14 protein-coding genes and 1 riboswitch are annotated in these 15060 nt (G+C 60.2%); of the genes, 3 read left to right on the forward strand and 11 right to left on the reverse strand.

What is annotated here, in order from left to right:
* Positions 1-6: 6 nt before the first annotated feature.
* The 4 genes from GAL01_RS07295 to GAL01_RS07310 form a co-directional block, all read right to left on the reverse strand.
* The gene (locus tag GAL01_RS07295; protein ID WP_145995609.1) at positions 7-255 is read right to left on the reverse strand and encodes a hypothetical protein; all 249 of its coding nucleotides are present in this window, start codon (positions 253-255) and stop codon (positions 7-9) included.
* A gap of 65 nt (positions 256-320) precedes the next feature.
* Positions 321-1787 (reverse strand): PepSY-associated TM helix domain-containing protein, encoded by a 1467-nt coding sequence (locus GAL01_RS07300; protein ID WP_062028478.1) that lies wholly within the window; start codon positions 1785-1787, stop codon positions 321-323.
* Positions 1787-2104, reverse strand: coding sequence for a hypothetical protein (locus tag GAL01_RS07305; protein WP_231865252.1), 318 nt, complete (start codon positions 2102-2104; stop codon positions 1787-1789). Before GAL01_RS07305 ends, GAL01_RS07300 begins: the two co-directional genes overlap by 1 nt.
* Positions 2104-4389, reverse strand: a complete 2286-nt coding sequence (locus GAL01_RS07310) for a TonB-dependent siderophore receptor (protein WP_082790657.1) — start codon at positions 4387-4389, stop codon at positions 2104-2106. The genes GAL01_RS07305 and GAL01_RS07310 overlap by 1 nt, the downstream gene beginning before the upstream one ends.
* A 423-nt stretch (positions 4390-4812) precedes the next feature.
* Here GAL01_RS07310 and GAL01_RS07315 point away from each other — a divergent pair, with 423 nt between their 5' ends.
* Entirely contained in the window at positions 4813-5997 is a 1185-nt protein-coding gene (locus GAL01_RS07315; RefSeq protein WP_062028482.1) for an MFS transporter, read from the forward strand.
* 94 nt (positions 5998-6091) lie between these two features.
* A complete protein-coding gene (locus GAL01_RS07320; protein WP_062028484.1) occupies positions 6092-7537 on the forward strand; it encodes a glycosyltransferase family 2 protein in 1446 nt (481 codons plus the stop codon).
* An 8-nt stretch (positions 7538-7545) separates the two neighbouring features.
* Here the strand turns inward: GAL01_RS07320 and GAL01_RS07325 are convergent, their stop codons facing one another.
* Genes GAL01_RS07325 through thiC form a run of 7 tightly spaced genes read right to left on the reverse strand, consistent with a single transcriptional unit; the run spans position 7546 to position 13522 of the window.
* Positions 7546-8280, reverse strand: a complete 735-nt coding sequence (locus GAL01_RS07325; protein ID WP_062028486.1) for a hydroxymethylpyrimidine/phosphomethylpyrimidine kinase family protein — start codon at positions 8278-8280, stop codon at positions 7546-7548.
* On the reverse strand, positions 8277-9239 hold the full coding sequence (locus GAL01_RS07330; protein ID WP_062028488.1) for a HesA/MoeB/ThiF family protein: 963 nt from the start codon (positions 9237-9239) through the stop codon (positions 8277-8279). The genes GAL01_RS07325 and GAL01_RS07330 overlap by 4 nt, the downstream gene beginning before the upstream one ends.
* Positions 9236-9847: a thiamine phosphate synthase gene (locus GAL01_RS07335; protein ID WP_062028490.1), complete on the reverse strand. Its 612-nt coding sequence runs from the start codon at positions 9845-9847 to the stop codon at positions 9236-9238. Before GAL01_RS07335 ends, GAL01_RS07330 begins: the two co-directional genes overlap by 4 nt.
* Positions 9847-10605 (reverse strand): thiazole synthase, encoded by a 759-nt coding sequence (locus tag GAL01_RS07340; RefSeq protein WP_062028492.1) that lies wholly within the window; start codon positions 10603-10605, stop codon positions 9847-9849. The genes GAL01_RS07335 and GAL01_RS07340 overlap by 1 nt, the downstream gene beginning before the upstream one ends.
* 1 nt (position 10606) lies before the next feature.
* A complete protein-coding gene (gene thiS, locus GAL01_RS07345) occupies positions 10607-10804 on the reverse strand; it encodes a sulfur carrier protein ThiS (protein ID WP_062028534.1) in 198 nt (65 codons plus the stop codon).
* The gene (locus tag GAL01_RS07350) at positions 10794-11732 is read right to left on the reverse strand and encodes an FAD-dependent oxidoreductase (protein WP_062028494.1); all 939 of its coding nucleotides are present in this window, start codon (positions 11730-11732) and stop codon (positions 10794-10796) included. Before GAL01_RS07350 ends, thiS begins: the two co-directional genes overlap by 11 nt.
* The gene (thiC, locus tag GAL01_RS07355; RefSeq protein WP_062028496.1) at positions 11729-13522 is read right to left on the reverse strand and encodes a phosphomethylpyrimidine synthase ThiC; all 1794 of its coding nucleotides are present in this window, start codon (positions 13520-13522) and stop codon (positions 11729-11731) included. Before thiC ends, GAL01_RS07350 begins: the two co-directional genes overlap by 4 nt.
* 112 nt (positions 13523-13634) lie before the next feature.
* Positions 13635-13768, reverse strand: a riboswitch (TPP riboswitch).
* Between the two features lie 198 nt (positions 13769-13966).
* On the opposite strand from thiC, the gene GAL01_RS07360 reads away from it, so the two are divergent.
* A complete protein-coding gene (locus GAL01_RS07360) occupies positions 13967-15010 on the forward strand; it encodes a phospholipase C/P1 nuclease family protein (RefSeq protein ID WP_062028536.1) in 1044 nt (347 codons plus the stop codon).
* Positions 15011-15060: the final 50 nt, after the last annotated feature.

Genomic DNA, 15060 nt, shown 5'->3' on the forward strand with positions numbered 1-15060 from the left:
GGATCTTCACTCTTTCCTGAGTGCTGCAGCCCGGACTTCGGCGGTTGTAAGCAGAAGCTCCCTGTACCGGGCCAACCCGGCCCAGCCCAGCGCGACGAGCAGCGCCGCAACCGAGAAGGTCGCAACCCAAACCGGAATTGCCGTGGAGGCACGCTCCGCAACACACACACCCAGCACCATTGGAGGCAATACAAACCGGAGAGCCCGTGTCCTCTGAAGCCATGCAGGTTTCTGAAGGCGCGCAAAACGCAGCATTTTCGGCTCATGACAGGCCTGCAGCAGCAGAAACAGGCTCCATAGAAATATGCACAGAGCGATCATCACAGCCGGCGCGCCATCTGAAATGAGACGAAGGCCAGAAACAGCGCCACCAGATCCGTTGCGGCGAAAACCGTCGGGACATGAAAAAACGCAACACCCGGTCGGGTCGCAAGGTCTAGTGGGGTCAGGAAAAAACCCAGTCCTCCCAGACAGAAAAGCTGGATTTTCCAGCCCTGAAGCGGACGACCAAGAAGACTCCATGCCATTCCGGAAACGACACTGAGCACCCAGACAGCCAGAAAAACGTGCCCTTCAGCCAGTGGGCGGTCTGGCAAAGAGATGGGTAACAGACGGTTGGCCCAGAAAAAAGCAAGCGCGCCCATCGGCAGCCCCACAACGCTGCCAATGGCCAGCCCCTCGGCGATCCGGAACATGATCCGCTCCCCCGACTGACGGCGACGTTTCATCAGGAAAATGATGGACCCGCTCGCGAACATGACGGCGCCCATGGCTCCCGAGAGGAAATACAGCCACCGCATACCCACACCCGTCCAGCGCGCATAATGCAGCCCTTTCAGAACCTGTTCCGTATGGGTGATGGCGCCGGGCAGCAGGACATGACGCAGAACATGACCGTCCACCGGGCTGAAATCGACATGCTCGCGCGTCAGCAACGGACCAGAAGAGTCAGTCCGCGAGACGAGGATGGTCTGCGGCTGGAACAGGATATATCCGGTCTGGCCGGCCCCAATCGTACGTTCAGCCTCCGCCACGAGCGGAGCCAGCGGCGGAAAAGCTTCTGGGATTGGAACGGCTGGTTTTTCGGGCCTGTGAGCCGCAGACGGAGCAGAGACCCGGAAAGCGTTTTCAAGGGATGCGAGATAGGACACGGGCGGAAAAAGCGTCCGTGCACGGATGAAGGTCCCGCTATAGGCCATGAGGAGAATGAACGGCAGGAACACAACAGCCGCCACCACATGCACGTCCAGCCATGCCCGCAGCCTGGCGGCAAAAGGACGCAGGAGCATCAGATCCGAGACAAGCCCCTTCAGGTGGATGATGATGCCCGAGCCGATCGTCAGCAGAAGCGCCAGACCCGCAAACGCAACAACCGTTTCTCCGTAAACGCCGGAACGCATCGTGTAATGCAGGTCGTAAAAGAACGTTCCCCCCGCCGTCGCACGGACATTCAGACGCTCTCCGGTCTGTGGATTGTACGGAACGGTCAGGAATTCATGCCCGTCATGATGCTCAAGACGCAGATAGGGATCCCGCGCGGAAGGCAGGGTTACGAACGGCTTTTCGCCCTGCGCGAGCAGGTCGTGTACGGCCGGGAGCACATGGTCCAGAGACCGGGGAGAAAATGCAGCGGTCTGCGGTGGAGCTTCTGGCTGGAGCCATCGCGTCAGTTCGGTGTCGAACACCGCCAGACAGCCTGACGTAAAAACGCAGAACAGCAGAAGCCCTGCGGCAAAACCAACCCAGGCATGCAGCCATCCCATCCGGGTGCGGAGCGTATCCTGCATCAGGAATGCAACAGGACGGCCAGAAGGGCCACAACGCCGACGGCCCCGGCAATGATCCCACCGCGCAACGGATTGCGTGTTCCGAAAGCCAGCAGAAACAGCAGAGGGAACGCGGCAACGGCAATCATCTGCCCCAGAACCGTCGCATCATGCCGCACGGAGGGGCCCCATTTCAGGGCGCCCAGCGTGATGAAATGCGCCGCCATCCAGACCAGCACAAAAACCGCTACCGCACGCCAGATCCACCGATGCGCTGGCGATGACATACGGCCCCCGGAACGACGGGGGCGTACGACTGTGGAGGCTTTGACGGTCATCAGAAATTCGAGCGCAGGGTAAACATGAAATTCCGGGGCTCACCGTAATAGTTGTAATAATAGAAATTGCCGAGGCGCTGATAATACCGCGTATTGGAGATGTTGTTGAGATTCATTGTCAGGGCCAGATAGCGGTTCCACTGATATCCGACCTGCGCCGAGGCCGTGATGGAGCCGGACTGCGTCACGAGGCGGTTGGTACCGAACGTCCCGCTCTGTGCATTGATGCCGCCCCCGATGCTCCAGATGTTTTTCTGCGCCCCCTGGTAGGGTTCGAACCGGTAATGCGTCCAGAGTTTCCACAGATGGCGCGGCGAGTTCCCGGCATAGGTGAGCCCTGCATTCGAGGGCGTACCATCATCAACGATGCGGTTGTCATTATAGGTGTAACTGGCGTTGATGTCCCATCCCGGCAGAGGCCGGCCAATCACTTCGGCTTCCGCCCCCTGACTGCGCGTTTTGCCCGCCGCAACGTAACAGGTGGCGGTATGGCTCGGCCCACAGGTCGGGTCCAGATCGCTGTTGGCGATGGCGTCGTTCCGCTGCACGATCCTGTATCCCGCCAGAGTGAAAGTCAGCATCTGGTTAAACAGGGCGCCTTTCATGCCACCTTCAAGCTGCCCGCCCCGTACCGGCTGAAGCTGGCGCCCATCCACACCATAGGCAGACTGGGGGCTGAACGTGTCCGTATAGCTGGCATAGAGGGTTATGTGAGGCAGGACGTGGTAGACCAGCGCGGCATAGGGCGTAAGGATACCCTGCTGGTCAATGGACGTGCTGGTCACGGCACCCGGCACCAGATCGCGCGATTTCTGTACATATCCGCTGATACGACCGCCCAGCGTCAGGAAAATGCTCGGCATGAGCTGAAAGCGCCCCTGTCCGTACACTCCCCACTGTTCGGTGGGCTGCCAGCTGCGGCTTTTGACGGAGGGAAGAATGGCGCCTGAAATTGCGCCATAGTCGCTGATCGGCAGACCGGCCAGAGCGGCGTTCGTGCGGGAATTGACGCTTGCCCCGCCGCCTTCATAGACATAGCGGTTATAATTCGCGCCGATCATGAGCGTATGCGTCCGGTTCAGCAGATGCAGCGGTCCGGTCAGATACCCGTCCACACCGTCATTGGTCTCGCTATAAATGGAGCGGGCCGCCACATAATTCGCTGTCTGGGACTTGGCATTATAGGCGTTGATATAGCTGTATTGCAGATCGGTATCGGCCGTTCTGTGCCGCCCTGTGACACGCCCGACCCAGCCCGCGCCAAACCGCCGTTCGAGCTGCGCCATGACCTCGGTCGTAGGCACCTGCCCCTTGTTCCAGTCCGACCCAATGAACGTATTACGCGGCAGATTGAGGTCCGCGCCCGTCCCGCTCATCCGCGGCAGCCCCATATAGCGGGTCGTGTCGTTGGACTGCGACGTGACGGAAACGGTCAGTGTGGTGCGGCGGTCAATATGGATGTCCGTCACGCCATAAATCGTCCAGCGACGGTCATAGGCGTTTTTATAGAAGAAATCGCGGTCGGTCCCGGCCATGACAAGGCGGGCGGACACGATTTTCGAGTTTCCGATCGGACCACCCACATCGACCGTGGCGTGATAGTTGTCCCATGATCCGGCACTGAAAGACGCATTTCCCTGAAATGTTTCGGTCGGGCGCTTATGAACGAAATTGACACTGCCACCCGGCGCGCTCGAGCCCTGCAACACGCCATCCGGGCCGCGCAGAACCTCGATCCGGTCATAAATCGCAAGATCGAACTGCTGGGAAAACTGGAACCCCCCGTTCGCGGGCGATCCGTCATACTGCGCGGCCAGCGAAAAACCACGGGAAGAAAATCCCGCCGTACCATCGCCATACAGATTGACGTTGACGCCCGCGACCTGTTTGAGCGCGTTATCGACCGTGAAAAGATTCTGGTCCTTCATCTGCTGCGTGCTCAGGACGGAAATCGACTGCGGCACGTCCTCTGGCCGTAGCAGCATGCGCGTCGTGGACACCGCACGCACGGTATAGGTGCCGGTACCGTCCGTGGCGGCGGTTGCACGATGTCCATGAACCAGAAGCTGTTCAACACTACCGGGGACATCCGAATCAGACGCAACGGCAGAACGCCCCTGAAGGGAGGGCTTTTTCTTCGCAGGCGTCCCGTTCTGCTCCTGTCCCGTCGCAGAGAGATCCGCAGGCGCGGTCTGCGCCACAGCCTCCTCCCATCCGCCGGACAGAAGTGCGATCACATACAGGGTTTTTCTGAACCCCGTTCCCTGGCGGGAACGCGACGTCATATTATTCCCTGCCTGCATCATCCGCACTTTCAAGTGATCGTTTACCGGTGCCTTCCCACAGAAGGACTGACGCAAGCCTATATGAGAATAGTTCTTATTAACATAGAGGTATTCTGCTCATTCCGGCAAAAAAAGCCATTATGAAAACATACGAAACACTCTCAGCCCCCGATACGGGAGGCGGGTACGGAAATCCCCTTCCGGACATCTGCCAAAACGGATCACCGAATCCGGAATATCATACCGGAAAAACGAAACCGGACATCTTCATAAATCCCTGCAAAACCGGGCCCTGCGGACCATTCTGCCACCCTGCGAACAATCATGATCGCACCCTGAATTTTTAGGTTTCCGTGATGCGCCCGAAGTGCCAAAAGCCCTCGCGTTCGGGACGCTCAGGTCACCGTTCCAGTCAGGAAGTGCATCGTGTTCAAAACGCTCTCCGGTCCGACCATTGCGGGTCTCTGCGCCCTGTTCGCGTCGACCTTCATTGCCGTGACGACCGAGGTTGCTCCGGTGGGTCTGCTGATCGACATGGCCAAGTCCTTCAACATCACCGAAGGCCATGCCGGACTGGCCGTGAGCGCCTATGCCCTGCTTGTCGCTTTCGGGGCCGTCCCCATCACCATCGCCACGAGCCGCATGAACCGCAAGATGCTCATGATGCTCTGTCTTGGCGGATATGTCGTCTCCAACCTGATTTCCGCCATGGCACCAAGCTTCGGCGTCCTTTGCATCGGCCGGGCACTGGGCGGCCTGTCCCATGCGCTGCTGATGTCCATTGCCGCCGCCTACACCGCCCATCTCGTACCCGAACGCATGACAGGCCGCGCCATTTCGTTTGTTTTTGGAGGGACGTCGCTGGGTTCGGTTCTGGGCGTTCCCGGAGCCGCCGCGATCAGCCAGCTCACAAGCTGGCGCGTGGCGCTCTACGTCATCGCAGCGCTGGCCGCGATGCTGACGATCTTCATCGCGCTCTACCTACCACCCGTTCGCGGAGCCGATACCAAGGCCCTCAAGGTCCCGACCATCCGGTCGCCACATGCCGCGCGGATTTTCGGCATCGTGATCGGCGTGAACGCCATTTTCTTCTTCGCGCATAACCTGCTCTATACTTACGTCTCCCCGCTGCTTCTGGCGCATGGCCTGCCTGAACACCTGTTGAGCATTGCGCTCCTCATCACGGGCGTTGTCAGCATTTTCGGTCTGTGGGCGGCGGGACAGGTCGTGGATCGCTGGCCTGCGGGCGGACTGTTCGGCGGCGGCATCGCCATGCTGACCGGCATGACCCTGGTCTATGGCCACCTGCTGTCCGCCTGGCCAAGCGTTGGGGCAGTCGGGCTGTGGTGCATGGGCTATGCCGCCATCATTCCCTTCGTCATGTCCGGCGCCATCCGTGCCCGGGCGACCAGTGCGGATGTGGCGGGCGCTGCCGTCAACAGCAGCAGCAATATGGGCATCCTGCTGGGCTCGGCGATTGGCGGCCATCTTCTCAATACACTGGGATTTGCGGTGCTCTGTCCCGCCTCCGTCGTAATCGCACTGGGGGGTATCCTGCTCGCGGCTTTCAATCCGGCCGCCTTCCCCCGACGGCTTCAGCACGGCTGATGCAACGTGGCTTCGATTGAGTTGGAGAATTGTTTTTCAGGATATAGTCTGAACCGAATTGATGTCAGCACCAACAGTACACAGGGTATTCGTCGTGAAAAAAGAAACATCCGCAGTAGTACTCTTTGTAAAAGACGAAGCCCATGACATCATCGCATGGTTGTCCTGGCACATCTCTTTGGGGTTCGACAGGATTTTCGTCTATGATGATCAGTCCTCAGACGGCACTTTTGACATAGCAAAATCCTGCGCCGAAATTTATGGCGTCGAAGTCTTCAGGACATCTGCGATCCCCGGTTCTTACCACGACAGAAAACAGAACAGCTATTTTGACGCCATCGGAAAAGCCAGAGGCCGCTACGACTGGATCACCATGCTCGATAGCGACGAATATGTCAGCATTGATGGCTCTGATGACATCAATGCTTTTCTGGGCAACTTCAGCGAGACCGATACCGCCATTGCCCTGAACTGGTGCATATACGGAAGTTCAGAGAAAATTCTGAAGGACAGGGTCCCTACCTATCAGGCCTTCACCTACAGATCCAAAGCCGATTTCGAGGACAACACCCTCGTCAAAAGCTTCGTAAGACCCGAGGCCGTCGATCCTGCCGTCAGATCGTCTCACAGGTTCGGCCTGTCCTACGGCAATTACGTGGATGCTCTGGGACGGCCCGTTGAATGGACGTCTGAAGAAACGAAAGCGGTTGTCTGGGAAAAAGCCAGAATCAACCACTATATCTGCCGATCGCGGGAACATTTTGTCGAATGGTTCAGAAACCGCCCCGACCCCGAGACAGCACAGGGCCCTGATTACTGGTCCCATTTTGATCGCAACGACAGTCATGCCCCCCAGGATCCGGACCGGGTGACTGCGGCCAATGCCGTCTGTGCCAATATCAAGAAGGCCGTCTTTCATGCGTCCATGCATGATTTCCTCGTCCGGGGAAACTCTCTGGAGCGGGGAAGAAATCCTGTATTGCCCACCAGAAAAACAGAATTCTTCCACCTGAAGAACTTTCGGGGTGACGATCTTTCCGTCGACAGAATTGATGGATATCTCAGCCAAGGAGAAGGGAGCGAACAGGTTCTGGCCGCAATCCCGTATGCCGGCAACAGGATCTGGATTTTCAGAGATCCCTCTCTTGTGTCTTCAAATATCCATTTTCACATCAAAAATTCTTCCTGCCATACATATTGTTACGACCTAGAGTTCGAATCAAACGCGACGGATGCCTCCATCTTCATAAAATCTCCAAAAACCGGGAAATATCTGACGTCTCCGTCCGAGGGCAGCAGACTGGAATTCACGACGGACGGTGCCGAGGATCAGAGAAAATTCCATTTTTCGGAAAAAGTATCAGACACGACATTCCACGGCGAAAATGAATATTCGGAAGCCGACATGGTTTATTATATCCTTAATTCCGGAGGATCGTTTTCATATGAGGAATTTATCCTGAAATTCGCCAATCTGAACCGTGCGGAAATGGAGAATCTCAGGAATTTATTCGGACAGCAGATCAGGGCCATCCTCTGAAAAGACGCTCACCCGGCGTTGCGGAAACGCGCCTCAACTCCACAACGCGCAGCCCTGATGGCCTCGGGCACATTTTGTCCTCTGGCCAGTCCGGCTGCCAGACCACTGGCGAGCTGACAGCCCGTTCCCCTCAGCTCGAAGGAAAAGCGCGGTGAGCGGAAGGCCAAGGGACAAGAGCCTGCCGCGTACAGGATATCCTCAGAAACCGACGACGGCAGATCGTGCCCGCCTTTCAGCAGAACACTCCGACAGCCCCGGGACAGCAGCACGTCCACAACCGCCTCGCGCTCCGAGGCCGGATCCATCCCCAGAGCAGCCGCCAGCGCCGCCAGTTCCGGCAGATTGGGAGTCAGGACAGTGGTTCGGGGCAGAAGCAGCGCGATCATACCCTGTACGCCCTCCGGATCCAGCAGCGCATGACCGGAGCTTGAACAGAGCACCGGGTCCAGCACCACCGGCACATCTGGCAGAAGCGCTGCAACAACACGGATCAGAAGCGCATTGAACATGGCCCCGATCTTGACGGCACCGATCCCCGTTTCCAGCGCCGCTTCAATCTGCGCGGCCAAAAGAGCGGGCGCGACGGGCTCTACCGCCAGAACGCGACGATCCGTCTGGGCCGTAACGGCAGTGACAGCGAGGCGTGCGGTCTGCCCGGACGCCTGAACGGACAGCATATCCCGCGCAAGACCAGCTCCCCCGCTGGAATCCATCCCGCCAATCAGAAGAACAGGGCGCTTCATCGTCCCGTCGTTGCAATGAAGGCAGGACCACCCGCCTGTGTGGAAAAGCGTTTAGCAGCCCGCCAGGCCCGCAGACCACTGGCACAGACGAAAACGGTCCTGCCCATCCCCTTCGCCACCGTTTCCGGGTGCTCGATCGGCCCGCGAACGGCCCAGGACACGGAGGGCGGTCCCTGTTCCTCCAGCCCCCGCAGATCGAAAACGCGGTCGTCCGCGCGGATCTCCTCAAGCCCGAGAATGAAAGGGCCATCGCCTTCGGAGGAAACCGCAGCATCAAACCGGAAAGACGAACTTCTCCAGCGTTCCAGATCCAGCGTCATGATCTGCCCCAGCGGAGAGGGCTGCGTCTGAAGCAGAACGGAGAGCACCATCTGCGCCTGTATGGCCCCGAGCACCGCAACAACAGGCCCCATCACACCGGCTTCCGCACAATTCGGCAGAATGGCGGGAAGATCCGGAAAAACAGCCCGGTAATCCGGTGCCGTACCACAGAACCCACCCGCATAGCCCGACCGCCCAAGCACCGAAGCACTCACGAGGGGAAGACCCGCTTCCACACACAGATCGGACAGCAGATAGGTGACGGCCACGCTGTCCGCCGCATCCACGACAACGGACACATCCGTCAGGAGGCTCCGCGCCAGTGTCGGCTCCAGACGCTCCGCCACAGGCACGATCTGACAGTCCGGATTCAGATCCGACAGCCGGTCGGCCACGCAAGCGGCCTTGAAGCGGCCAATATCGTCCATGCGAAAGAGCGTCTGGCGATGCAGGTTGCTCTCGTCCACACGATCATGATCGACCACCGTCATCCGCCCGCATCCAGCTCCGGCAAGCGCAGGGAGAACAGTCGCGCCCAGACCGCCCGCGCCCACCACCAGGATATGGGCTTCCAAAAGGCGCTTCTGGTCAGCCTCCCCCTGCGGGAAAAGCCCGGTCTGCCGCACATAACGGCTCATCGTCTGTAGGCCTGCGTCGCGGCGACCCATTCCCGACACCGCGACACCGGGTCTTCCGCCTGCTGGATGTCCGTCACAACGGCCGCGCTGTTCGCCCCCGCCGCGAACACCCCTTCAAGGCGCTCCGGCGTGAGGCCACCGATGGCGACAAGCGGCGTCTCTCCGGCGCGGGTTTTCCAGTCCCGGACGCGCTCCAGCCCCTGCGGCCCCCATTTCATTTTCTTCAGAAGCGTCGGATAGACGGGGCCGAGTGCGACATAGGCCGGCTCATAAGACAGGGCCCGTTCGAGTTCCGCCGGGTCGTGGGTGGACAGTCCGAACCGGATCCCCGCACGCCGCAGAGCGTCAAAATCAGCAGTCTCCATGTCTTCCTGCCCGAGATGGACGAAATCGCATCCCAGTTCCAGCGCAAGACGCCAGTAATCATTGATGACAAGCTGCGCGCCATGTGTCGCGCACAGCGTCCGCGCATGACGGATCTGACGGCGCAGTTCCGCCTCTGTCATGTCCTTCAGCCGAAGCTGAACCAGACGCACGCCACAGGGCAGCAGCGTTTCCAGAAACGACACATCGCCCACCAGAAGATAAAACGGATCAAGCACTGTCATCACGCCAGCTCCGCCAGACCGAAAACGGGTGTCGAGGCGCAGGCCATGTCCCGTCTGGGCATCAGCCCGGCCTCGAACGCTTCCCGCCCCGCCTGAATCGCGCGACCGAATGCCCGCGCCATGGCCGCCGGGTCCACGGCCTTGGCCACCGCCGTGTTGAGCAGAATGGCGTCCAACCCCATCTCCATGGCCTGCGCCGCCTGACTGGGCGCACCGATCCCCGCATCCACAACCAGCGGAATACCGGCAAAATGCGCCCGCATGGTCCGCAGACCTTCAGGATTGCGCAGCCCCTGCCCCGATCCGATGGGCGCGCCCCACGGCATCAGCACCTTGCATCCGGCTTCCAGAAGTTTTTCCCCCACGATCAGGTCTTCGGTTGTGTAGGGAAACACCTCGAACCCCTCCGCACACAGCACACGCGCGGCTTCGACGAGTGCGAACGGGTCCGGCTGGAGTGTGTCGGCATGGCCGATGACTTCCAGTTTGATCCACGATGTTCCGAACACTTCGCGCGCCATGCGGGCCGTGGTGACGGCTTCGCGGGCCGTATGACACCCCGCCGTATTGGGCAGCAGGCGGCATCGGCTTTCGGACAGGATGTTCCGGAACGCCGCACCCGCAGCGCCCTCCCGCCGCAGCGAAACCGTGATGATCTCCGCGCCGGACGCCTCGATCGCCTCCAGCAGAACCGCGGGCGACGGATACTGCGCCGTCCCGAGCATCAGTCGCGACGTCAGATCAACGCCATAAAACATGTCAGCCTCCCTGCATCGGAGACAGGACTTCGACCTTCATGCCTTCGTCCAGACGGGTTGCCTCACGCATGGAACGGGCAATGAAATCGCCGTTCAGGGCCGTGGCCACGCAGGGGGCTTCAAAACCCTGTTCGATCAGCAGGTCGGCCAGCGTCCGGGCCTGTGTCCTGACGATTTCGCCGTTCAGATCAATCCGCATGCGCATAAATCTCCGCAAGTTCTGCCGCCAGCCGCTCGGCGCAGACGGGCGCCATCAGGAAACCGTGGCGGTACATCCCGTTGACGTAACTCCGCCCCCCGACATGGCGCACGGCCGGGATATTGTCCGGAAAGGACGGGCGCAGTCCCGCGCCCAGTTCAAGGATTTCAGCCTCGGCAAAGCCCGGATGAAGCGTGTAGGCCGCCGAAAGCAGTTCCATCGCCGCTCGCGCGGTCACCGGGCCGGGCCGGGCGCTTTCCACCATGGTCGCCCCGATCATGTACCGATCCCCATCCCTTGGCACGACGTAACAGGGAAAGCGCGGATGCAGCAGCCGGACCGGCCGCGTCAGCGACACGTCCGGGGCATGCACGATCAGCATTTCCCCCCGCACGCCGCGCAGATCGGCGAGACTGTCCCGCGATGCCATCCCCCGGCAGTCCACGACATGACCGCGTGGCGCCCCGGAACGGAAGGTCACGCCTTTCGCCAGCAGGCTGTCGCGCAGGCTGGCAAGCGCTTTGCGCGGGTCCAGATGCGCTTCGGTCGGGAAGAACAGTCCGCGTGCAAACCGCCCGTCCAGATCCGGCTCCAGCTCGCCGGGGACGACCCAGTCGTGCTGCTGCGTGGCACGCGCAAAACGATCCAGTTCGGCGCCATCACGCGGCGGGGCGACGACAAGCGTGCCACGCTTTGTGACGCCCGGAACATGGGCCGCCCACCAGTCCACCGCCGCCTGCCCCTGCGCCACGATCAGGTCGGGCGCGCTTTCTCCCTCGCAGAACGGGGCCAGCATTCCCCCCGCAAACCGTGACGCCGCCTCTGGACTGCCCTCCGGGACGATGACTTCCACGTCAAGACCCCGGTCGGAAAGGGCCGTGGCGCAACACAGCGCCGCAACCCCCTCCCCCAGGACGGAATGGATCATTCCGCCGGTTCCGTCACGGGAACATAAAGCTCGCCGCCTTCCCGGAACTTCCCGGCCATTTCTTCCATCCCGGCCTGCTTTTCCGCTTCGGCCCGGATGTCATGGGAGATCTTCATCGAACAGAATTTCGGCCCGCACATCGAACAGAAATGCGAGACCTTGTGCGCTTCTTTCGGGAGGGTCTCGTCATGCATGGACCGCGCCGTATCGGGGTCCAGACCCAGATTGAACTGGTCTTCCCACCGGAACTCGAACCGCGCGCGGGACAGCGCATCGTCACGCATCTGCGCGCCCGGATGCCCCTTCGCCAGATCCGCCGCATGGGCTGCAAGCTTGTAGGTGATGACGCCGGTTTTGACGTCGTTCCGGTCCGGCAGGCCCAGATGTTCCTTGGGCGTCACATAACAGAGCATCGCCGTGCCGAACCAGCCGATCATGGCCGCACCAATGGCGGAGGTGATGTGGTCGTAACCCGGCGCAATATCGGTCGTTAGCGGGCCAAGCGTGTAGAACGGTGCCTCGTGGCAGTGCTCAAGCTGCTTGTCCATGTTGGCCTTGATCTTGTGCATCGGCACATGACCCGGCCCTTCGATCATGACCTGACAGTCCTTCGCCCAGGCGATTTTTGTCAGTTCACCAAGGGTTTCCAGCTCTGCAAACTGCGCCGCGTCATTGGCATCCGCGATCGAACCGGGACGCAGACCATCACCCAGCGAGAACGAGACGTCATAACGGCGGCAGATGTCGCAGATTTCATCAAAATGTTCGTACAGGAAGCTCTCGCGATGATGATGCAGGCACCATTTTGCCATGATGGAGCCACCGCGGGAAACAATACCCGTCACGCGGCGGGCCGTCAGCGGGATCATGTGCAGGCGGACACCGGCATGGATGGTGAAATAATCCACCCCCTGCTCCGCCTGTTCGATCAGCGTATCGCGGAAGATTTCCCATGTCAGGTCTTCCGCAATTCCCCCAACCTTCTCCAGCGCCTGATAGAGCGGAACCGTCCCGATCGGCACAGGTGCGTTGCGGATGATCCAGTCGCGGATGTTGTGAATATTGCGGCCTGTCGAGAGATCCATGACCGTATCCGCGCCCCAGCGGATGGACCACACCATTTTCTCGACTTCTTCTTCCATCGAAGACGTCACGGCCGAGTTACCGATATTGGCATTGATCTTCACAAGGAAGTTACGGCCAATAATCATCGGTTCGAGTTCGCGGTGATTGATATTGGCGGGAATAATGGCGCGACCCGAGGCAATTTCCTGCCGTACGAATTCCGGCGTCACGAAATCCGGAATGCTGGCTCCGAAATCCTCGCCGTCGCGCGCTTCTTTCAGGGCTTCCGTCCGGCCGATATTCTCGCGGATGGCGACGAATTCCATTTCCGGCGTAATGACACCCGCACGGGCATAGGCCATCTGTGTGACGGCGCGATCTCCAACAGCCCGCAGGGGACGGCGCTGCTGCGGAAAGCTCGGAGTCAGGCGGTCACCCTGTGCAAAACCGTTATCGGCTGCCGTGATCGTCCGCCCTTCATACTCTTCCACGTCTCCACGATCGCGCAGCCAGTTTCCCCGGCTGTCCGACAGGCCCTTTGCGATGTCGATGCTGACGGAGGGATCGGTATAGGGGCCTGAACTGTCATAGACATTCAGCGGACATTCACCCGAAACCGCAATCTGCCGGAGCGGCACCGCGATGTCATGATGCACGCCACGGACATGGATCTTGCTGGAGGCCGGCAGAGGGCCGGTCGTAATAGCGGGAATGGAAGCGTTCATGTGGTGTCTCCTCAAGCGCACTCGAAAAGACCCAAGAAACGTGAGGCAGAAAGGGAGCCGCCGCCCCCAGTGCCCAATAACGGACACGGAAAAGGCCAGATCGGCCCGAGAGGGACACGCCCTCCGGTCTTCCTACGCCAGCATCAACTGGGTCAGGTTCAAAGGGTCGCCTCACCGTGGCGCCGGTTTCCCGACGTCACCAATTGGCCTCTCAGTCCCTTGGGCGGGACTCCCCTGACAGGCGCGACAGTGCTGGAGAAGCGCCCGAAGATCAAGTGCAGAATGGAGCACACATTTCCTTGATCCAATGACGGGCGCTTCATCACGCGAGACCCCGGACATGTGTTGCAGACGCAGAAGAACGATCATCAAACCGTCACACACACAGAGCCAAACGCTCCCTACAAGGTCATTTCGCAAAACGTCCGATCGGATCGCCCTGCCGTGCTTTCACACAAGCTCTTATGGTCTGCTGTTCTGGGCGCATGTGCCTGCGTTCCGCTGAAGGCCTATTCCTGGGGGGAGAGAGCGCATTCCCTCATCGACAGCACCGCAATCAACGCCCTTCCGGATGACGGACCGACTTACCTCAAAAAACAGGTCTCGCTGATCGCGGATTCGGCCAGCGTTCCGGATAGCTGGCGGGCTGCGAGCGAGCCGTTTTCAAAGATGGCCGAAGACCCCAATCATGGCTGGTTTCGCGAACAGTCCGCTTTTCTGAAAACGATCCCCCGCTCGCGCGTCGCCTTTATTCTTGCGCTGTACCGCGAACATGAACGCCTCGAAGCCCTCGGCTCGCCCGAAGCAAAACGCATGAACGTCCGCTGGGCCGGTACACTGCCTTACGCCGTGGTCGAAGGATACGAACACCTCGTCGCAGATATGCGCGCGATCCGCGAAGCGCAGGCCGCCGGACATAATCCATCGGCCCTTCAGACCGATACCGCCTTCATAGTGGCCTGGATGGGGCATTACGTCGCCGACGGATCGCAACCCCTACATGTCACGATCCATCATGACGGCTGGGTTGGCCCCAACCCGCATCATTATACCCGAGACCATAATGTCCATGGCCGTTTCGAGTCCGATTACGTCGAAATGATCAACCTGACCGAACGGGACTTGCAGCAGCACCTCGCACCACTCGGGCATCAGAGCGGCGACGTCTTCGACCTCGTTCTTGCCTATCTCGCGCAGTCACATCGGGATGTCGAAACGGTCTACGCTCTCGACCAGTCCGGCGCCCTCAAAGACCCGCAGAACAAGGCTGCGCGTCACCTGGTTTACGAGCGCACCGCAGCGGCGGCGGCCATGCTGCGCGACCTTGTCTATCGGGCATGGCGGGAGAGCGCCCTGCCGCCCGAGACGTCAGCGCAGCCCGACCCGGCAGACCCGGAAAGCCCCGGATATGATTCCGCTTCAGGGACAGTACCCGCCGCGCGCTCCCCCTCTCTTCCTCCGTCCGTCCGTCCCTCTCCGGCTGGCTGAAACCGGCCCGGTTCGGGGCAGGCATCGCCAGTCTGTCATGACGTCATTTT

It is taken from the genome of Gluconobacter albidus (genome assembly GCF_002723915.1).
Lineage (GTDB): Bacteria > Pseudomonadota > Alphaproteobacteria > Acetobacterales > Acetobacteraceae > Gluconobacter > Gluconobacter albidus.